Genomic DNA, 20,725 nt, shown 5'->3' on the forward strand with positions numbered 1-20,725 from the left:
AAGTAGTTTAATAGCTTACTCCTAGTCTATTACAAATTGACTTTGTTTTCATCTTTTTCCGACAATTTGTTTCCATAAGTCAGTTTTCTCCACAGTGCCTCCACAGGCCCTTGTTTAAATTTCATAAACCAAGCCTCAGCAAATACTAGCTGTAGCACATAAATTCCTACTGCCATCCATGTTCCTGTAGTAATATCGACTTTACCGTACAAGCCAAATCCATACGAATAAAAAATAGTAGTCGCAATAATCGACTGCATCAAATAGATGGTCATAGACATACGTCCAGCTTTAGCCACAGGGGATAGTAGTTTTTGCATGAACGGGATCGTACAAACAAGCGCTAGTATACCTGCATAAGCGATTGCTTGAAGTGGCCCTCCAAATGTATCTTGTACCGACATCGTAAGCATATTTGGCTCTATAAGATAAGGTAGCCACTTAATAGCCGTTCCAGCCCCAAGCCCCAAAATAATAGCGATGATCCAAAAGACTTTCAAACTTCGTGCTCGTTCGATTAACTTTAGCTTTGCTGCTGCTGCTCCAAGCATTAAAAACGGCACAATGGTTACTAAAATCATCAGAACTATTAATCCATAGCCGCTCATATAGATCCAGTCATCTAGTCGTTGCGAGAAAATATCTCCCCAAGAACCTAGCGAATACGCAAGAATGGATGCCTCAATCTTTTGGATAGCAGTATAAATAATTAAACTTTCTGGCTCCAATTTTCCAAGGAAATACAATAATCCATTTAACAACCCGTTAGGTATTAAAAATAAAAGCGCACTTATTAATACTAACCAAACTGGCTTTAAACGAATCATTAATATTAAAACGAATCCTGCTATTGCATACGTAATTAATATATCCCCTGACCATATAAGGAATGCATGAACACAGCCGATCAGTAGTAAAATGGACAATCTTCGAACTGCTAACTTGCTAAAAGATGTCCCTTTTTCTTGGGACTTCATAAACTGCATCGAAAGTCCATAACCAAAAAGCATTGAAAACAGCGGATATACGCTACCTTGCACGAAAATGTCAATCCACTTATGCGTTTCATAATCTCCTGGAACTTGGAACCAAGTGTATGGATTTATATAAATGTATGGACTATGAAAAAACAGCATATTGACGACAAAAATGCCAAGAAGCGCAAATCCTCTCATTACGTCAATTGAAATAACTCTTTCTTTCTCCCCCACTGGACGAATTAACAACCTATTTTCCTCCTATATTAAAACCGTTTTGTTTATATCAAATAAGTAAAGCATCTTTTCTTTAATCTCCACTTGCATAATGGATTCAATCGCTTGTGCATAAATAGATAATTGGATGGCATAACGATTATTCATTTCTTGTTGTAATAATGTTTCATTGTTTACTAAATGTTGTACGCGATCCGTTTTATAATCTAGTAAAACAAAGCGGCCGTCTTCCTCTAAAAATAGACAATCGACGACCCCTTGGATAATTTGTTTATCGCCCTCATCATCTTCCATCGCATACGTAAATGGAAATTCTCGCATAACTTCTTTTGCAGCACGTAATCTTTCTGCGATGTTCGAATGGAAGAAGGGTACCATTTTCTCTGGATTAATCGCTGCTTGTTCTGCTTTTGTTAAGATTTCTCTATCATAAAGCTCACTTGCAAATGCCAGTACTTGTTCCGTTGTTTTTGCTTCCTTCAAATCGACGTTTTGCATAAACGCATGGACGGCTGTTCCGACTTCCGCTCCTGTTAGTTTAGCTTCTTGTTGTAAAAAGAATGGACGCTTCGCAACTTTGGTTAGACTGTTCGAAGTCGTTGTCGGCTCAAAATAAGCATCGTCTTCTCTTGCCATGAGCTGCTGTATTTTTTTCATTTCACTAACGGATTGTTTTGACCGCTTTTGTGTGGAAAGTTCAAATGGATATGCTGTATCAAAGCGTGCTTTCACTAGTGGCAATGCAGTTATTTTTTCCGCGTTGATCAGTTGGTCGATTGTATGCTTTTCTTTCACTTCTGTTTCTGCGGGCTGTTTTAATTCATCTACGCATTTTGCAACTATACGCCATTTCGAGTCGCTTTTTACAATATTTGCTTCGATTACGTCTGAAAGCTGCTCATAATCCGCGTGTCTTGCAATTGCGGGTCCTATCCAGTCTAAATAGCCTTTTGCTTTTGCTCGAATATACTCTGGAAGCATTTCATCCGGCAACAGAACTTGTGCATCTTCCCAATTAGCAAGCGTCTTTTGCAAATCCTTAATAGAAGCTGTGAGATATAAATACTCTTTCGCCCTTGTCATCGCTACATACAATACGCGCATTTCTTCTGCTTTCAATTCCATTTGTTTCTTCTCTTTCATCGATAAAAACGGCAACGATGTATACGAAATACGCTTTTCTGGATCAATGGCTTTTACCGCAAGTCCAAATGATTGGTCAAATAAATATGGTTCATTAAAGTCCATTTGGTTAAACGGTCTGCCCATTCCCGCTAAAAAAACAACTGGAAATTCCAATCCCTTTGAAGCATGTATCGTCATGAGCCGTACGACATTTTCTTTCTCACTCATCGCACGTGCCGCTCCTAAGTCATCTCCCCGTCTTCGCATACGCTCGATAAAACGTAAAAAGCGAAATAACCCACGGAAAGAAGTTTTTTCATATTCCACTGCACGATCATGTAAAATACGTAAATTCGCTTGCTTTTGCATGCCATTTGGCATAGAACCAACCATTTCGTAATAATGCGTATCCAAATAAATTCGCCAAATCAAATCTGCAAGCGATCCTCTTCTACTCATGTTCCGCCAGTCTTCAAATTGCAGTAAAAATCGTTGTAGCTTTTCTGCGGTTTCTACTGAAATGCCAGCACCTCCATTAGCTACAAATACTTTCAGCGCTTCGTAAAAAGATTCTTTCGGTGCAGCAAGACGAATCGTAGCAAGTTCGGATTCTGTCAGTCCAACAAATGGAGAGCGAAGAACCGATGCAAGCGATACATCTTGGTACGGATTATCAATTGTTCGAAGTGTATGTAACATGATGAGTACTTCAATCGCTTCAAAATAACCTTTCGAAAGCTCCGCATATAACGGGATACCTGCTTCTTTAAACTGGTCCGTCACTTCTTGCGACCACGTCATCGAACGCATTAATATAACGATGTCGCTATATTCGACAGGGCGACTTGTTTTTTTCCAAGGGTCATATACAGTTGCTCCTGATTCGATCATTTCTTTTATTTTGGAAATTATATAACGGGCTTCAGCTTGTGATTTTTTTAACTCTTCTTCAGCATTTACCATGTCATCTTCTTCTAATGGTTCAATGCTGCCATCTTCCACTTCATATAAAAGTGCTAACTCGACTGCTGCAATTGCTTCATCGTATGGTGCTTGTGGTTTTAAAGAAGCGTCATCATCATAATTTATTTCCCCTACTTTTTCCCCCATAATTTGCTGGAAAATATAGTTCGTCGCGTGCAGTACTTCTTTTCGACTTCGGAAGTTTGCATTTAGGTCAATTTTCACACCGGAGCCTGAATGAATATCGTTAAAAGCAAGATACTTCCCTAGAAATAGCATCGGTTCTGCTAGGCGGAAACGATAAATGGATTGTTTCACATCGCCTACCATGAACATATTTCCAGTTTGTTCATCTCCGCTTTTCACTAATTGCAAAATCGTTTCTTGTAGTAAATTCACATCTTGGTACTCATCCGTCAACACTTCTTTAAAACGTGCCTGATATTCTTTTGCGATTTCGGACGGTACGAGTTGCCCATTTTCATCGTGTTCCGTTAATATTTCTAACGCATAATGCTCCAAATCGGAAAAATCGACTAATCCTTTATCATTTTTAGCAGCTGTATATCGTTCTCCATACGTAATGGCAAGGTCGACTAATGTTTGTAATTGCGGTGCCATCAGTCGCATTTCCTCTAGTAAACGTGCAGGTGTTCTAGTGAAATAATTGTCTTTTAAATCATTTACGATTTTCTTTACTTTAGTTCGTTTAGCTGTAGCCTGTTTTTTCAATGCTTCGTCACAGGAATCTTTTTTAATCGATGCTGCTTTCACCCACGAAATGCTACTAAAATAATGAAATGCATCTTGCCAAGTACCCATTTTCATCAGGCGAATAGCTTCCATGATCATCTCTTGATCCTTCAATGCAGTTTCCGCAAGTGGAGCGGGCCCATTCGGCATATTCGCTAGACTGCGAATTTCTTCCGCTACGGCAATTGCTTCTTCTAAATGATGAATAATTGCAAGTTTCAAAGGCTCGATAAAGGTAAGTTCATCTATCGTTATATCTTCAGGTAATGTATATGCTTTAGGTATGGCAAGTAACCATTTTTTTGGCTCTGGATGCACTCGTGCATATGTATATAATTTTTCAATCATCGTCTCAATCGATTGGTCGTCTCTGTCCGATGTAAAACTGTCGGATAATCTATACATCGCTTCCGGGTTTTCTACTTGGTATGCCTCTTCTAACACTTCCGCTAAAATATCGTCCCGTATAAGTGCTGCTTCTGCTTCATTTGCAATGCGGAATCCAGGATCGATCGTTAGCATATACGAATATTGTTTAACAATATTTAAGCAAAAAGAATGGAGTGTTGATATTTGCGATTTACTTAAAAGGCTTAACTGCTTACGCAAATGAGTCGACGTTGGATCCAGCGCGATAGCTTTTTCAAGTGCTTCTCCCATTCGGTGGCGCATTTCCGCAGCAGAAGCATTCGTAAATGTTACGACTAACAACTCATCGACGTTAATCGGATTTTCTTTCGCGATTACTTTTTGGATGAGTCGGTCGATAAGTACAGCCGTTTTCCCGGAGCCCGCTGCAGCAGATACGAGAACGTCTGCACCGGTTGCCCATATCGCTTTCCACTGGGCAGGTGTCCATGTTAACTCCGCTGGCATATCAGGAATGTTCATCCGTACTCATCTCCTTTCGAATTTTTTCAGTAACGATATCTGGTTGCTCTACTTTTAAATTTCGTACAGGTTGGCTTGCGTCTTGAGGGTCAAATTGACAAACACTTCGGTATGCACAATAAGTACAAGGCATCTTATCTTTTATACGATACGGATAAACACGAGTATCTCCTGCATTCATCCCATTACCAGCTTGTTCATGTCTTTTACGTACAAATGATTGAAGAAGTTTCATCTGTTCAGGCTCTACTACTTTAGAGGCCGATTTCGACAAGTTTCCGTCTTTGTTCATACGGACCGGAATAATTTTGGAAAACCCTTCAATTTGTTCATCCATTTCCATGACTACTTCTGGATTATCTAGTAGTAATCCATTCATCTTATACGACTTATAAATCTCTTCTTGTAATTCCGCATCATTCATTTCCTTTTGCGTTTTAATAAAAGGATTATGCATATGCACATATAATACACCTGCTGGCTCTGCGCTCTCCTGTAGCCAAATATCCGCATTTTCAATCGCCACGTCTAAATACGTTAACATTTGAAGCGACAGCCCATAATACACTTCGTTCAAATCAATGCCTTTACGAGAAGATTTATAATCGACAATCCGAACAAATAGATTACCATTTACATTGGACGCATCTACTCGGTCAATTCGACCGCGTAATTGCATTTTCCGCCCTTGCTTTAACGGTATTTCCAGTGCAGGTAAATCTTCTCCTGGACCAAATCCGGCCTCAATTGCGATTGGCACAAATGTCGATACTTTGGAATGTTTACTCAGTGCGTATAACGTAGATGCTACAATTTGCTCTAATTTCCGCTGAATATACCGGTAACGATTCGTACTTAATAGTAGTTGATGCACAAATACCGGCACGATTTGATTGACAGCCTGTTTTGCAAGTCCTGCGCATTGCTCTCTCGATAACTCTGCCCACGTTAAGCCAAGTCTTGCAGTTTCATCTGCAATCCATTTCAGGGCAGCATGGAATAGATCCCCTATCGCCGGTGCTTCCAGACGATATTCCGTTCGTTCTTCCAGCTTCAATCCATATGCTGCATAATGGGCAAAAGGACAGCTATAATATCGTTCTATACGGGAAACACTTGAAGTCATCGTTTCTCCATATAAAGCGGATGTTATCTCTTGCGGAAGTCTTTCTGTTTTATTGCCATGAATTAATGGTTTAATAACACGTTTTAGAATGTTAGACCAATATGGATCTTCCAAATAATAATGGTAAACAGATTGCCATACTTCTGGTAATTCTCCCGTTTCCAGTGCTTTTCGTATTTGCATCACAACATATGGTAATGTTGTTCTTGCATGACTAATCGATTGGAGCTCAAATGCAGTATCCGCGTGATCAGTTGGATCCATTACAGCTAGTTCTAGCGGGACATCCGTTACCATTTGTTGAAGTTTTTTAATATACATCGATGGTAGTAGCGCTTTTCCCTCGCTATCTGCAATTGGATAGGAAACCGCTAAATAATCGGAAGCGGTGACGAATGCTTTATATATTAAATAATTTTCATCCAGTAAACGCATTTTCGATGTTGGTGCTAACTCGAATCCTACTTGCGTAAACCATTCTCGCTCTGTATCTGACAGTAAACCTTCATGGTCCATTCGTTTTGGGAATACACCATCATTCACTCCAATAACAAACACAGCTTTTATATTTGTTAAACGTGCAATATCGACATTTGCAACGGTAATTTGATCAATCGTTGGTGGGATGCGTGAAAATGCTAGCTGGTCGTACCCTTCATCTAATATTTTCGCCGCATCCTCTACAGTCATTTCTTTCTCACCAAACATTAAGACAAATTGATCAAGTACATTCACCCACTCATTCCAAGCTTGTTCATGTTCAGAAGCAAGTAGCAATTGGCCACTTTCTTCTTCGGCTTTTTTCAGAACTTGCAGTTTCTCGTATACTTGTAGCGACTCCATAAATGTAAATATTGCAGTAGCCAAATCTAACCCTGTTTTACTTTGTGCAAGCGTGTCAGCAAGTATTTTCAAAGGTTGAACAACTATATCGCGAGCTGCATGCAAATCTGCTTGGATACTTAACTCCTCGTCTGTTTGCACTTTCGAGTAAAATTCTAACCCACGATATTTTTTATACACCCATCGTCGATTATCTAACCATCTATCTCCGTAAATACCAAATGACAGGACAAAATTCTCTAAACGATCGGCCCGTTCTCTCCACTTACTTTTTGATGCATTCAAAGGGAAAAATAAATCGGTTTTAATCGCTCGAAACATTGGTTCATACTTCCAACCAGTTCGAATTATTTCTAATACAGTTCTACTTAACTCGATTAACGGATGATGCAACATTGATTTTTTTTGACTAATAAACACTGGAATTTCATATTGTGGGAAAATGGTTTCAATTAGTCCTTCATAGCTTTCCGCATCCCGATGCAATATCGCCATTTCTTTATAACGTATCTCTTTTTGTTGCATCATTTCTCGTATTTGTCTTGCTACCACATGAATTTCTGCACGTTTATTCGCCGCTTCTGTTATCCGTAACTTACCTTCTGTCTTTATCTCCGCCGGTGGTAGCTGGTCAAAGTTTGCTTCGATATGGAAAAGCTCTTTCGATACAAATCTTTTTTGCTCTACTTGGTGTACAAATTCTTCTATTTCCACTTGTTCTGCTTGAGCCATTTCTATCAATCTAAGGCATGTATTTGCAGGTTGATAAAATAATGACTGTTCATCTTGTGCATCGGCAAGTGTCTCCATCGGAAGAGCGATTGTTATGCGCTTTACTTGTTTCATTAATGCTTGTATGATTTCTAATTCTCTTGTTGTAAATGATGTAAATCCATCGATGTATAGTTCTGTTTTTTCAAGCAAATGCGAGTCTTTTATTTTCAAGGCAAGCAAGGTTAAGTACCCTTCTCCGTCAATATAGCTTGTCCCTAGTTTTTGCTCCATCAGATCGAGCATTAGCATAAGATCCGCTGATTTATCGAGTAGTGTTTTAGGTGCTTGGACTGCTTCTAATTGATTTAATGCGTTTGCCATCGTAGCATGGTCTAAACAATAACGACTGAATTCTTTCATAAGGACTTCGATTTGATCGGTAAAACCTCGTTTTGTTGCGGCTCTATTAAATAGAGTAAATGATTCTTTATTGTCTTCTAGTAAACTCCGGATAAGCATTCGGTATCCGAATCCACTTATTTCTTCTTTCGCAATTCCACCAGTTTCTTGTAATACGCGCCAAGCTAACCGTTTAAATGTCGTCACTTGTGCACGTATTAACCCATCTAGACCAGCTCCTGCCGCGAGATCGTATTCACTGGAGAATGACATTTGGTCAGGCACAATATAAAATAACGGATCCCCAAGTGGGTTTTGTTGTAATGTATGTACTATTTCATGTTGCATAAATGTAGTCTTCCCTGTTCCAGAACGACCACTAATAATCCGTAATGACACTGTAACCGAACTCCTTTCCCTTTAAGTGCGCTTTTACAAGCTGTCAATTTTTATAAAAAATCCGAATAACCCCTTTACTCTATTGTACAAAACATCCAATAGGGAAGGAAATTATTCGGAACGAAAATTCACCTTAAAATCGGAAATTGGCCAATAAATTAGTTTTAACTCGCCAATGACTTCTTTTTGATCAATAAAATGAAAGTAACGACTATCTAAACTGGAAATCCGGTTATCCCCTAAAACGAATAATTTTCCAGGCGGGACGGTTTTACTACCGGTCAGCTCCAGTAAATTAAAATCCCCTGTGAAATTTGTTTCAGTATTTATATAGGCTTCATACGAACTCAAAAATGGTTCATCCACTTTATTATTGTTAATAAACAATTGATCATTTTCATAAGTAATCGTATCGCCAGGCAAGCCAATGACTCGTTTCACATAATCCTCTTTTTCATCACTATGAAAAATAATTACATCCATTCGTTTAATCTTAGATACTTTGCTAATGAGGACATGATTATGATCATGAAGTGTTGGCATCATTGACTCTCCAACGATTTCATAATTTGTCGCTAAAAATGATCGAACAAAGAGAACGACTACAATTCCAATGACCAAAGACGTAAGCCATTCTATTATTTCCTTTTTCGTTTTACTCAAATTTATCTCCTTTCTTTCCCTATTTTTCTGTCGCTTCTAAAATTATGCAAATCTGCTTCTACCTTTTTATCAATTCGTTTCTCTACTCTTTTTCCAACAAACCAAAGAATAACAATAATGATGACAACGATAGCCGTACGAACTGGTTGGGTGATCAATGCTTTTATATCTGAACCAATAAAACTAACGATAAAAATCATTATTAGCTTTCCCAATGTAACTGTCCATAAATAGGTGTTCTTTTTCATATTGGAAAGTCCAGCAACAATATTCACAAGTGCGGAGGGAGTAAATGGAAAACAAATAAGTAAAAAAAGCGGACCAAATCCATTCTTCTCTACCCATAATATTAATTTTTGAATCTTTTCATGTCTTGTTATAATACCAAGCACACGTGCTCGTCCATATTTACGAATTACTAAAAAGACTGTATACGCTCCTATTACCGAACCTGCCCACGAAAGCAAAAATCCAAAGAGCAATCCATAAGCTGTTACATTCGCTACGATAAACACGATGAGCGGTAAAAATGGCAAAAATGCTTCTAAAAAAGGCAAGAGGATACCAATTATCGGACCTAACGCACGATAATCCTGTGTTAAGGTTGTTAATGTATCCCATGAAAACCAATCAAACATGTTGCTCTCCTCCAAAATATGTATGTTTATACTATTCCCATGTTTCATATTCATAAAACTATTCGGTTATAGTATAATTTGTCTATTATGTTTTTTAGGTGGTGACAGAAAATTGAATAATAATTCATTTGTACTTGGATTAAAAGCAGGGTTGAGTATTGCAATCGGCTATTTTCCAGTCGCTTTAACATTTGGCTTACTTGCCAAAACATCCGGACTGTCCATTTGGGAAGCTACTGCGATGAGTATTTTCGTTTATGCGGGAGCAGCACAATACATGTCTTTAACGCTAATTTCAAAAGGGGTTGACCCTATTTTAATCGTTTTAAATACATTTGTCCTTAATATACGTCACTTCTTAATGACGGCTGCACTGAACGAAAAGATGCAGAGCGAAAAAAGATGGATTAAAGGAATTTATGCTTTCGGAATTACAGATGAGTCTTTTTCGGTCCTCGCAACTAGAAAAGAGGACAAAATAGGAACTTCCTTTGCATTTGGTGTTGCTTTTATTGCGTATAGTAGCTGGGTTATTTTCACTGCTGTTGGACATGTTATCGGCGCCAATCTTCCACAGTTTTTACAAGCTGCGATGTCGATTGCCTTATACGCGATGTTCGTTGGACTTCTAGTACCGTCCATGCGTGGCAATCGCAAAGTCGTCATGCTTGCACTGATTGCAGCTGTTATTAATGGATTTTTTTATTGGACAGGAATCTTATCAACTGGATGGTCTATTTTAGTTGCTACATTAGCATCCGCTATTTTTGTGGAAATTATTTATGCTATTCATGAAAAACGTAAGCGTATTGCCGGACAGCTGAAAGGAGCTTAAATATATGGGAGCATGGTATTGGTGGACGTTGATTGGCATGGCAATAGTTACGTATATTCCAAGGGCTGTTCCTCTGACTTTTTTAGAAGGAAAAGAGTTACCACCAGTTGTTTCTGGTGTTTTGCGTAATATTCCATACGCTGTTTTAGGCGCGTTAATATTCCCAGCTATCTTGTATGTTCAAGAAGGGAATCTTTTGTTTGGATTGATCGGAGCAATTGTTGCGTTTACTTTAGCTATTCTTTTTTCTAATTTGATGGTTATAGTGTTAGGGACAATTGGGGTTTTAGCTATTTATAGTTTGGTATTTTGATTGTTGGTTACATAATATAGAGATAATGCGTAACAAAATTAGTTTCCGCTGGGATTTCCGCTACAGGGCGGACACTTTCCGCGGGGTGAGCGATGAGCCATCACCGACGCTACGCGTACGTTGTGATGTCTCATCTGTCTCACTCATCCCGCCGGAGTCGCCGCCCTTCCACGAAAATCAAAGGAGCCTGCTGACTAATTAGTTTCTCGCTTTATAAACCAAAAGTTTTATTAGAATTGAAGAGGAAAATCCATTATTAGTAAGTATCTCGTAAAATTGATCCGGTAAATGGATAAGAGCAACCAACTGGTCAACCAAATTAGCACGAGAGCAACCAATTTAAGTCGTAAGCAATCATTTACCATATCAAAGAGTTTACTTAATAGGAGATGACCATTAAATACTTTAAAATATACATTATCTAGTAATTAGTAACATAGTGAAGCTCATGTTCACTGTTTAATATGATAGCTGGCACTTTTGCCTTCGTGCAGCGGTTCTAATATTTCTTATTGGTTTGTTTAGCTAAACGCTAATTAGCTAGCATATATGGTTGATTGAAGCGGAAGGCGGCGACTCCAGCGGGAATAGCATGAGCTGAAAGCCCCGCAGGAGCGTAGCGACGAGGAGATTGAAGCCATGCCCGCGGAAAGCGTCCGCCTGGAGCAGAAATCCTAGTGGTCACTGAATATAGCCACTTTGATTAGCACCACTTCTTTTCCACACAAAAAAATCCGCCTCATTGATGAGCGGATTTTTTCTTTGTTTTTTTACTTTTACTAGAATACCAGAATCCCACAGTTAATGATGCTGCATCTAATATATAGATCCACCATCTGTGCGTATACCCCGCTTGTACCGATGCTGCAAATAATGCAACTGTCAGTATAAGCGCTACATAACGATTAAACGTAATACGTGTAAAAAGAATAACGAGTAATGCAGGTGCAAAAATGGCTAGTATTATTTGCGTTGATAAAGATAATGTTTCCATAAGTTCTCCTACCTTACTAGGATCAGCCCTAATCGATAATGATCATGTCTAAACAGAATATGTTGACGTAAGCGAAGCTCTCCGCTGTAATCCAATACTTCTAAACGACAGTGCGCTGCATTTATTTGTACAGCTTCGTATAATTCTTGCTCGTTTGTCACTTTTTGTCCGTTCACTTTCACAATACGTTCTCCGATGAGAAGCCCCATTTTTTCTGCGGGGGAATCGGAAAGCACTCCTGCTATCATAACACCATCTGACTGTGGAGACACTGCAAACGTTCCAGATGTCTCTTTTTTATATTCTATATAGGTAATGAGGAATCTAACTAATACACCTAGAGCAATGGCAATTGCACTTATTAGTGGCATTACAAATCCTACAGCACCAATGATTGTGACGATAATACCAAGCTGCCAAACCTTTTTCCCATACCTTGGGAAAAATTGAATAGGTAATGAGTGTCTACTTTTTTGCTGAAATCCTATAACGAAAGGAAATAGCACAAGTGAAAACGTAGATTCTCCTAGCGTAAATTGTGGCCAATATGGAATATATGAGCCAATTACATCACCTGGAACAACAAGTAAAATCGGTAATAACCATAATCGTTTTGTTATATATTCCATCGCTTCTATCCCACGTGCGGTAGTTACTAACCGTGGTGAAGCATGACTTGAACCGTGCTTTTGAATGAGCGCTCCTTCTGCAATTAGTAACAATCCTGCTAAAATTGCAATTGGGACAATTGCTTCATTCGTAATATTTAATCCATTCAATTCCCATGAAAATATATCCAAAGACCAGTTATATACATCCATCATATACAACGTAGCAACACCTAAAGCAATCGCATAAATGGGAGAACCAGCTTGATACATAAATAACAATACCAATAAAATCATCCATGCACTAAATATGTATAACCAAGAAATTGGCAGGACTAGTCCAACTGCGACACTAATGACTGATAACATGATTGCCCATATGTATCCATCTAGCATAAGTCTCTTTGCTTCTGTCCATCCCCACAAAATTCTTGTTCGCAATTGTCTTCTTTCTCGCTTCACCCGATAATAGCCGATTAAAACAGAGAAAAGGATCGTAATATAAACTGCTGGATGAAGGAAAAACCGTCCGATTCCTTTACCCAATTCGATTAATAATTCCTGTATCATACGCATCCTCCTCGCTCGCACATTTCCTTCCTATTATTGTAACAAACGAGGAGCCTTTTGCGTATAGTATTTTCGTATAATCTTATTTACTTAAATCATGGATTAGATAACCGATACCCATTTGTAATTGCTTATCATTTTCTTTTTTTGTTTTATATGCAGCTACCGTCTCCGTTAAAGATTGAAATAAAACGCTGTTTATTTCGCTCCCCTCACCTAAGCTTCTTTCTTGTCGATAATTTTCGATTGCATCTTCTGTTCCTTCGTCAAAATAACCATCTTCCCGGCCGATATTATAGCCAAGCGCACTTAACACTTGTTGGACGTATTTGATCTCTTCGCCGTAATCGCCCATTCGGAATTCTCCACTCAAGTATTTTTGATCCATTGCAAACAATTCTTCTTGTTCTACTTTTAAATCCGCTTCTATCCCTTTGTGATGAATCCATTCTTGTTTTGGTGTAAGCCATTTATGTGTAGAAATTTTTAACTTACCACCATTTGTTAATGGATGTGTCTCTTGTACCGTTCCTTTTCCAAAGCTAGTTTCACCTACAATTAGCGCTCGATTGTTATCGCGGAGAGCTCCAGCGAGCACTTCACTTGCAGAAGCACTACCCCCGTTTTGCAATAAAACAGTAGGTACTTTATTTAAATAAGGTGCCTCTTTGCTTTCTGTGTTTAACATTTCTAAAACCCCTTTTGCATTTTGCATATATGCAAAAGTCGTTCCATTTTTCATTAATGTACCAATGACTGATGAAACGCTAAATAAGTAACCACCAGGATTTCCTCTCACGTCAATAACTAGTCCGTCAATTCCACGCTCTACTAATGATTTCGTTTGCTTTTCCCATTCTTCTCCTGTTTTTTCTCCAAATAATGAAATCGTAACAATCCCAATGGCATGGTCATCCACTTCATATACTTCACTTGAAACTGTGTGCATTGCGATAGTATCCCGTTTCATATGTAACTCTACATGGCGATTTTCACTTGCACGATAGATCGTCATTTTCAATGACGTTCCCTTCTCACCACTTAATAATTGAACAAGCTCAGCCATCGTCTTCCCATCTACTCTTTCCTCATTCACTCGAACAATTTCATCTTGTGATTTCAATCCTGCCTTATAGGCTGGGGAGTCTTTAAGTGGTGCGACAACGATAAATTTCCCAGCAGATTGCATAATTTCTACACCAATTCCAACGCGTTCCTCAGCAAGTGATGCTTCTTGGTTAGCCGCTTCCTCCTTCGTCAAATACGTACTATGCGGATCTTCTAACGCTTCAGTCATTCCCCGAATCGCACCTTCTACTAATAGCTTTTCATTTTTAGAAAACACTGCTTCTTTTTTAATCAATTGAAATGCTTCATCAATTACTTGACTAGTACTAACCCCAGATTCTACGGACTTAGTTGATTTCCCGAACAATAAATACACAATCCCAAGCATAACAATAAATAACAAGACATATAAAAAAATCCGACTTTTGCGCAAGTTCAACCTCCTACTTTTCCACTAATATATGTGTGGAAAGCGAAGTTTAATACTTGCCCAAAAATCGGATATTTATTTATTTTAAATTACTTACAAAGTCTGTAAGCATTTGTTCATCCATAGGTCCAACAATTTTGTTTTGAATCGTTCCGGTTGTATCAATCATATAAGTTGTTGGAATCGTAATTGCTTGGTACGTTTTTTCAACCGTTCCTTCTTCATCTAAAGGAATTGGAAAGCTTAATCCATAATCTTCTTTAAAGAGCTCTACTTTATCGATGCCAACATCTGAGTTCGTTAAGTTAACAGCTAAAATTTCCACATTTTCTTGTTCTGCCATATCTTCATAGTAGTTTTGCATATGTGGCATTTCTGCCTTACAAGGAGGACACCAAGTTGCCCAAAAGTTTAGCACTACTTTTTTTCCTTGGTAATCAGAAAGCGTCACTTCTTTTCCATCAAGCGTAGTAAGTGTAAAGTTTGGAGCACGGTCCCCTTGACCAATTCCTTCATTTGCAGGATTTGCTGCCATGTCGGTTCCCATTTGTTCTCCGGCAAATGCTTCTGTTTCGTCTATATTATCTTTTACAAAGGATATTGTTGCAATCGCAACTAAACAACCAACAATTAATAAGCCAATAATCTTTTTCTTCACAGCTTACCTCCATTAATACGTCATCAATACGTTATCGCTCTTATTATAAACTGAAAGTGCACTTGTATACTAATATATTGATTCTGACAAAAAAGACGCCGTCCAAAGATTGGATGGCGTCTTAATATAATATTATAAAGAAATATATCTCAATGGATTCACGGAGTTACTCGTCATACCACTCCATGTGCCTGTATGAATTTCAAAATGTAAATGTGGTCCTGTAGAATTCCCTGTATTTCCAAGTCCACCAATAGTTTGCCCTTTTGAAACAGCTTGTCCCACGCTTACTTTAATACTACTTAAATGTGCATATAAAGAAGTAAATGATTGACCATCGATTGAGTGAGTTACCATGATCACATTACCATATGTACTAAGTGGAGAAGCATAAGAGACTACACCGTCTGCCGCTGAAACTACTGGAGTTCCAATCGAATTTGCAAAGTCCACTCCGTAGTGCATTTTTCCTTTTCCATAAATCGGGTGCATTCGATACCCATAACCGGAAGTAAGACGTCCTGATACTGGTTTTGTCCAATCACCTGATGATACTGCTGGAATTGCTGTAGATGATCCACTTGCTGCTTGTTGACGTTTTCTTTCTTCCGCTTGTTTACGTTTTTTCTCTTCTGCCAGTTTTCGTGCTACTTCTGCTTGGCGTTTTTGTTCTGCTACAATTTTATTTGTTACTTCTTCACTTAAATTTAATACTTCATCGTACTCCGTTTCCATTACTTCTTTATCTGCTTCTAGTTTTTGTTGTTCTGCTTCTAGTTGATCTACTAAGTTTCCTTTAGCTGCTTTTTGCTCATCCAGAGAAGCCTTTAAAGCGAGTAGCTCGTTTTTACTTGCTTCTTGTTGCTGTAATTTTCCCTCTAAAGTTGCTTTTTGTTCTTCTAGCTGCTTTTTATCATCTGCTTGTTCTTTCAAAATCGTGCGATCTGCTTCCATTAATGTATTTACTGCGGAGAAGCGGTCGATAAAATCGATAAAACTATTTGCTCCAAGTAACACATCTAAATAACTAACAGATCCGCCACTAACTTGTACAGCACGGATTCGTTCTTTTAAAAGCTCATCACGTTCTTTAATTTTGCGCTCTAATTCTGCAATAGAGGCATGTAAATTCTCAATTTCAGTCGTTGTTAACTCTATTTCTTTTAATACTTTTGAAATTTTATCTTCTGTCGTAATAATTTCTGTGTCTAAAGCTTGAATTTGAGCCATAATTTGTTCGATTTTAGACATGTTTGAGTTTATCTTACCTTCTGTTTCTTTAATGTTTGAGTTTATTGAATTTTTCTTTTGTTCAAGTTCTTTTTGTTGAGTTTTTAAATCGTTCAATGAATTAGCAAGGGCACTTGGTCCTGTGAACAAAAGCGCGCAAGTAGTAGCTAACGCAAAAACGCGTAGTACCCATTTAGACTGTTTTCTCAAAACTTCTTGCTCCTTTCAAATTACCTTCATAGTTCTTTTTTAGACTCGTAAAAACTTCCTTACTGACATGAAACTTCCCCAGACGCCTATTAGTACCCCCATCAATAAAATCAACGCATTTACTTGATAGATAAATGGTGAGAAATCGAGCAGTTCAAATAGGTTTCCTTGTGCAAGTTTCGGTGATAGTACTTTATGAATATTGTAGTAGAGTGTTGTTACGAGCGTGATTGGAATAATTGCACCGAGAATTCCTAACCACATTCCTTCTAATATGAAAGGAATACGTATAAACCAGTTTGTCGCTCCAACAAGTTTCATAATTTCTATATCTCTTCTTCTTGCAACAATCGTAATTCGAATCGTATTAGATATTAGGAACATCGCCGTGAACAATAACGCTAGTATTAGTACTAACCCTACATTTCTACTAGTGTTCAAGAAAGAAAATAGTTTTTCTATTTTTCCTTCCCCATACTTCACTTCGAATGTGTTATCTAAACTATCGATCTTTTTTGCTACCTTTTCTGTTTCTTGCGGATTTACTGCTTTTGCATAAAATACATTATGTAAAGGGTTTTGCTGTTCAAACAAACGCAAATCTTCCCCAAAATCTAACACTAACTTATTTAGCTCATCTTCTTTTGGTGAATACTGCACTTCTGCAACACCTGTTGTATTTTTTATTTCTTCTTGTAATGCAGCGATAGCAGCTTCATCCGCCGTCAATTCGACAATTACTTTAATTTCTACATCTTTTTCAAGATCATCTGCTACTTTGTTTAAATTCATCATAATCATGACGAACACACCGACTAGCAGTAGCGTAACAGTTACTGCACTAACCGAAGCAAACGTCATCCAACCATTTCGACTGATACTTCTCAAGCTATCTCTGAAGTGCCTACCTGCTGTTCTAGTTTTCATAACCGTATTCCCCTTTGTCTTCGTCTCGAGTGATTAATCCACCCTCAACAGCGATAACACGGTGTCTAATGGTATTTACAATTTCTCTATTATGCGTTGCCATTATAATTGTAGTTCCTCGGGCATTAATTTCTTCGAATATATTCATAATGTCCCATGAAGTGTCTGGGTCAAGGTTTCCTGTCGGCTCGTCCGCAATAACAAGCTGTGGTGTGTTGACAATAGACCGGGCAATTGAAACACGTTGTTGTTCGCCACCTGAGAGCTCCGTAGGAAACATTCTTGCTTTATGTTTAAGTCCAACAAGTTCTAATACTTCCATCACTTTTTTCCGTATTATTGTTGGTGTTTCTTCAATTACTTCTAATGCAAATGCGACATTTTCATACACATTTAGACGTGGTAGTAATTTAAAGTCTTGAAACACTACGCCTATTTGTCTTCTCAAATAAGGTACTTTACTGTTTTTTAGTGTCGATAAATTAGTACCGTTGATGAATATATCACCTGATGTTGGACGTTCTTCCCGATACATCATTTTGATAAATGTCGATTTTCCTGCACCACTTGGTCCGACTACATATACGAATTCACCTTGCTTAATTTCTACATCAATTCCATTTGCGGCAACAATCCCGTTTGGATACTTTTTGTAGACATTTTTCATCTCAATCATTTATAAACCACCTAATTTATTTCGTTTAATAAAATGTAACATGCCTATTATAACATTAGACGCTTCTTAGTTTGTTACAATTACATTTCATTTTATTACAAATATTTGGGAAAAATTCGATAATTCGATTTGATATTCATTTTAAATGAGGAAAAATACCTTCGTACAAACGACCTATCGTCATTATTTTCTACATTGTTCTCTCGAAATCCTTCTTTTCTATTAAAATATTCTTTTTTTATTGAAAAGTTTTTTAAAATTAACTCGGAGATTTTTGTGGATTATTTTGGAGAAAGATGTTACTTTTACTTGCTTTGGAAGAATTACATAAAGTTTTGGATTTGAATTAATTTTGGAAGAAAATATCCTAGGAATGGACAAACGTAAAACCATTGTAAATGGATAGGAATACTGCATCGTAAAGAAGTTACCGCTGGGATTTCCGCTGCAGGGCGGACGCTTTCCGCCGGGTGAGCGATGAACCATCGCCGACGCTGCGCGTTCGCCTGCGATGTTTCATCTGTCTCACTCATCCGGCAGGAGTCCCCGCCCTTCCGCTCCAATTCATGAAAATCGCTAACTAATCAGCGTCACTGTTATAAATTAAAACTTATGTAGTATTTCCTAAAAATAAAATCCAATAAATGGTTGAACGAGACATAACATGGTGTAAACTCGACTAAACCAATCCAACAGAGTCTGTGATGGGTTTTATACTTATACGGTGTAGTATTTAGAGGTGTAACTACCCAGTAAATGGTTATGAGCAATCAACTTATTTAGAGGCTACATTTTCTAAATAGGATTAATAAACTTTCGCATAGTGTACCTTACATTTTTGATATCAGCAGACACTAAATTAGCAAGAGATTCCTATTGATTGAAGTGGAAGGCGGCGACTCCAGCGGGAATAGCAAATGTTTTCTGCACCGAAAGCGAAGCGGCAGGTGCATGAGCTGAAAGCCCCGCAGGAGCATAGCGACGAGGAGATTGAAGCCATGCCCGCGGAACGCGTCCGCCTGCAGCGGAAATCTAGCGGTCTCTTAATAGATCTCCATTAGTGCGCATTATCCCTATACTCTGTTTTTTTATAAAAACAACGGCTTTATGTTGTTTGAAAAAAGTTACACATACTTCATAATTTTTTTCTATAACATAAAAAAATCAGCTGCCCTATCTGAGCAACTGATTTTTATTATTTATTATTTTTTAGCAGCTAACCATGCAGCTACTTCTTGGGCTTCTTCGCCTGATACAAGTCCACCAGGCATAGCGCCTTTACCATTTTCAATAACATTTAAAATTTCATCTTCAGATAAACGTGCTCCAACATCATTAAGCGCCGGGAAGTTACCTTGTCCTTCTAAGTTACCACCATGACAGCTAATGCATTTCGAATTAACGATTTTCTCTGCATCTACTGTAGCTGTTTCAGTAGTTGGGGTTTCTGTGTTAGTCGCTGTGTCATTATTATCATTTGCTTCGTCATTGCCACCGCCACAAGCAGCTAACATTAATCCAGCACCGAATATTACGGCTAATAGTTTTTTATTCATTATTATTACCTCCCTCAAGTAAATTTGAACTACATTCTTTATTATACCAAAGTTAATATCTTTTGAAACCTTCCCCAAGCACTTCGTAGGCATCAGAGACAATAACGAAAGCTGCCGGATCAATCGTCTTAATGACATGTTTCAGTTTTGTGAACTCTGTCTGGTATGCGACAACCATTAAGATAGGTCTTTCTTTATTTGTATATCCGCCAAAAGCAGGAAGTTTTGTCACCCCGCGGTCTATTTCTTTATAGATAGCATCTCTTATTTCATCCTGTTTATTCGTAATAATGTAGATCATTTTTGATTGGCTAAAACCTAGTTGTACGATATCGATCGTTTTTGTCGTCACAAATAAGCCAATTAATGCATAAAGTGCTTTTTCGATATCAAAAACGAATGCTGCACTAATAACGATGAGACCATCGATTAATAACACACTTCTCCCAAGCGAAAAGCCTGTATATTTTGTAATAATTTGCGCCGCCAAATCAGTTCCCCCGGTAGAAGCACCGCCACGAAATACAATTCCTAGTCCAAGACCAACTGCGATTCCACCAAATAAAGCCCCTAATAAAGGATTATATGTCCAAGGCTCCCAACTAGCAGTTAATAAAACAACTGCTGGTAATGTTAATGTTCCGACAAATGACTTAATGCCAAATTTCGCACCTAAAAAGATTAAACCTGCGATAAAAAGGGGAATATTAAAAGCGTATTGCACGATACCGGGCTCCCATCCAAAAACGCCCTTTAAAATAGTACTTATTCCGCTAACCCCACCAGAAGCAATTTGGTTAGGCAATAAAAAAACGTTAAAGCCAATCGCAATAATTGCTGCTCCGATAATAACATATAAATAATCTTTGCTATGCTCCACAATTGGAGGTAATTCTTTATGTAGTCTGTGATTAGTTGCCAT

At 38.1% G+C, this 20,725-nt stretch carries 16 protein-coding genes; 2 read left to right on the forward strand and 14 right to left on the reverse strand.

Features of this window, described 5'->3' with window-relative positions:
- Nucleotides 1–29: 29 nt before the first annotated feature.
- From BMZ04_RS02155 to BMZ04_RS02175, 5 genes are all read right to left on the reverse strand, one after another.
- The gene (locus BMZ04_RS02155) at nucleotides 30–1,226 is read right to left on the reverse strand and encodes a DUF418 domain-containing protein (protein WP_093264597.1); all 1,197 of its coding nucleotides are present in this window, start codon (nucleotides 1,224–1,226) and stop codon (nucleotides 30–32) included.
- Nucleotides 1,227–1,238: 12 nt separating this feature from the next.
- Nucleotides 1,239–4,946 carry a helicase-exonuclease AddAB subunit AddA gene (gene addA, locus BMZ04_RS02160; protein ID WP_093264602.1) on the reverse strand — a complete coding sequence of 1,236 codons (3,708 nt, stop codon included), beginning with the start codon at nucleotides 4,944–4,946 and terminating at the stop codon, nucleotides 1,239–1,241.
- Entirely contained in the window at nucleotides 4,933–8,427 is a 3,495-nt protein-coding gene (gene addB, locus BMZ04_RS02165; RefSeq protein WP_093264606.1) for a helicase-exonuclease AddAB subunit AddB, read from the reverse strand. The genes addA and addB overlap by 14 nt, the downstream gene beginning before the upstream one ends.
- A gap of 111 nt (nucleotides 8,428–8,538) precedes the next feature.
- On the reverse strand, nucleotides 8,539–9,090 hold the full coding sequence (gene lepB, locus BMZ04_RS02170; protein ID WP_093264610.1) for a signal peptidase I: 552 nt from the start codon (nucleotides 9,088–9,090) through the stop codon (nucleotides 8,539–8,541).
- A 2-nt stretch (nucleotides 9,091–9,092) separates the two neighbouring features.
- The gene (locus tag BMZ04_RS02175) at nucleotides 9,093–9,728 is read right to left on the reverse strand and encodes a TVP38/TMEM64 family protein (protein ID WP_093264615.1); all 636 of its coding nucleotides are present in this window, start codon (nucleotides 9,726–9,728) and stop codon (nucleotides 9,093–9,095) included.
- A 112-nt stretch (nucleotides 9,729–9,840) separates the two neighbouring features.
- Here BMZ04_RS02175 and BMZ04_RS02180 point away from each other — a divergent pair, with 112 nt between their 5' ends.
- On the forward strand, nucleotides 9,841–10,563 hold the full coding sequence (locus BMZ04_RS02180; protein WP_255367756.1) for an AzlC family ABC transporter permease: 723 nt from the start codon (nucleotides 9,841–9,843) through the stop codon (nucleotides 10,561–10,563).
- 4 nt (nucleotides 10,564–10,567) lie between these two features.
- Nucleotides 10,568–10,876: an AzlD domain-containing protein gene (locus tag BMZ04_RS02185; RefSeq protein ID WP_093264620.1), complete on the forward strand. Its 309-nt coding sequence runs from the start codon at nucleotides 10,568–10,570 to the stop codon at nucleotides 10,874–10,876.
- A gap of 739 nt (nucleotides 10,877–11,615) precedes the next feature.
- Here BMZ04_RS02185 and BMZ04_RS02190 read toward each other — a convergent pair.
- The 9 genes from BMZ04_RS02190 to BMZ04_RS02230 form a co-directional block, all read right to left on the reverse strand.
- Complete coding sequence (locus BMZ04_RS02190; protein WP_093264625.1) at nucleotides 11,616–11,870, reverse strand: CsbA family protein; 255 nt, start codon at nucleotides 11,868–11,870, stop codon at nucleotides 11,616–11,618.
- A gap of 8 nt (nucleotides 11,871–11,878) precedes the next feature.
- Entirely contained in the window at nucleotides 11,879–13,048 is a 1,170-nt protein-coding gene (locus BMZ04_RS02195; RefSeq protein WP_093264630.1) for a PDZ domain-containing protein, read from the reverse strand.
- Nucleotides 13,049–13,130: 82 nt separating this feature from the next.
- A complete protein-coding gene (locus BMZ04_RS02200) occupies nucleotides 13,131–14,549 on the reverse strand; it encodes a S41 family peptidase (RefSeq protein WP_093264634.1) in 1,419 nt (472 codons plus the stop codon).
- Between the two features lie 76 nt (nucleotides 14,550–14,625).
- On the reverse strand, nucleotides 14,626–15,204 hold the full coding sequence (locus BMZ04_RS02205) for a redoxin domain-containing protein (RefSeq protein ID WP_093264638.1): 579 nt from the start codon (nucleotides 15,202–15,204) through the stop codon (nucleotides 14,626–14,628).
- A 132-nt stretch (nucleotides 15,205–15,336) separates the two neighbouring features.
- Nucleotides 15,337–16,644 (reverse strand): murein hydrolase activator EnvC family protein, encoded by a 1,308-nt coding sequence (locus BMZ04_RS02210; RefSeq protein ID WP_093264641.1) that lies wholly within the window; start codon nucleotides 16,642–16,644, stop codon nucleotides 15,337–15,339.
- Between the two features lie 39 nt (nucleotides 16,645–16,683).
- Nucleotides 16,684–17,571 carry a permease-like cell division protein FtsX gene (ftsX, locus tag BMZ04_RS02215; protein ID WP_093264643.1) on the reverse strand — a complete coding sequence of 296 codons (888 nt, stop codon included), beginning with the start codon at nucleotides 17,569–17,571 and terminating at the stop codon, nucleotides 16,684–16,686.
- Entirely contained in the window at nucleotides 17,561–18,247 is a 687-nt protein-coding gene (gene ftsE, locus BMZ04_RS02220; protein WP_093264646.1) for a cell division ATP-binding protein FtsE, read from the reverse strand. The genes ftsX and ftsE overlap by 11 nt, the downstream gene beginning before the upstream one ends.
- A 1,202-nt stretch (nucleotides 18,248–19,449) precedes the next feature.
- A complete protein-coding gene (gene cccB, locus BMZ04_RS02225; protein ID WP_093264649.1) occupies nucleotides 19,450–19,803 on the reverse strand; it encodes a cytochrome c551 in 354 nt (117 codons plus the stop codon).
- A 52-nt stretch (nucleotides 19,804–19,855) separates the two neighbouring features.
- Entirely contained in the window at nucleotides 19,856–20,725 is an 870-nt protein-coding gene (locus tag BMZ04_RS02230; protein ID WP_093264653.1) for a YitT family protein, read from the reverse strand.

Origin of the sequence: Psychrobacillus sp. OK032, from assembly GCF_900111345.1 — a bacterium.
Taxonomy (GTDB): Bacteria; Bacillota; Bacilli; order Bacillales_A; family Planococcaceae; genus Psychrobacillus.

Bases quoted from the DNA above. Each gene is read 5' to 3' on its own strand.
- BMZ04_RS02190 (WP_093264625.1), bottom strand. From the start codon at position 11,870: ATGGAAACATTATCTTTATCAACGCAAATAATACTAGCCATTTTTGCA.
- addA (WP_093264602.1), bottom strand. From the start codon at position 4,946: ATGAACATTCCTGATATGCCAGCGGAGTTAACATGGACACCTGCCCAG.
- BMZ04_RS02195 (WP_093264630.1), bottom strand. From the start codon at position 13,048: ATGATACAGGAATTATTAATCGAATTGGGTAAAGGAATCGGACGGTTT.
- cccB (WP_093264649.1), bottom strand. From the start codon at position 19,803: ATGAATAAAAAACTATTAGCCGTAATATTCGGTGCTGGATTAATGTTA.
- BMZ04_RS02185 (WP_093264620.1), top strand. From the start codon at position 10,568: ATGGGAGCATGGTATTGGTGGACGTTGATTGGCATGGCAATAGTTACG.
- ftsE (WP_093264646.1), bottom strand. From the start codon at position 18,247: ATGATTGAGATGAAAAATGTCTACAAAAAGTATCCAAACGGGATTGTT.
- BMZ04_RS02175 (WP_093264615.1), bottom strand. From the start codon at position 9,728: ATGTTTGATTGGTTTTCATGGGATACATTAACAACCTTAACACAGGAT.
- BMZ04_RS02230 (WP_093264653.1), bottom strand. From the start codon at position 20,725: ATGGCAACTAATCACAGACTACATAAAGAATTACCTCCAATTGTGGAG.
- ftsX (WP_093264643.1), bottom strand. From the start codon at position 17,571: ATGAAAACTAGAACAGCAGGTAGGCACTTCAGAGATAGCTTGAGAAGT.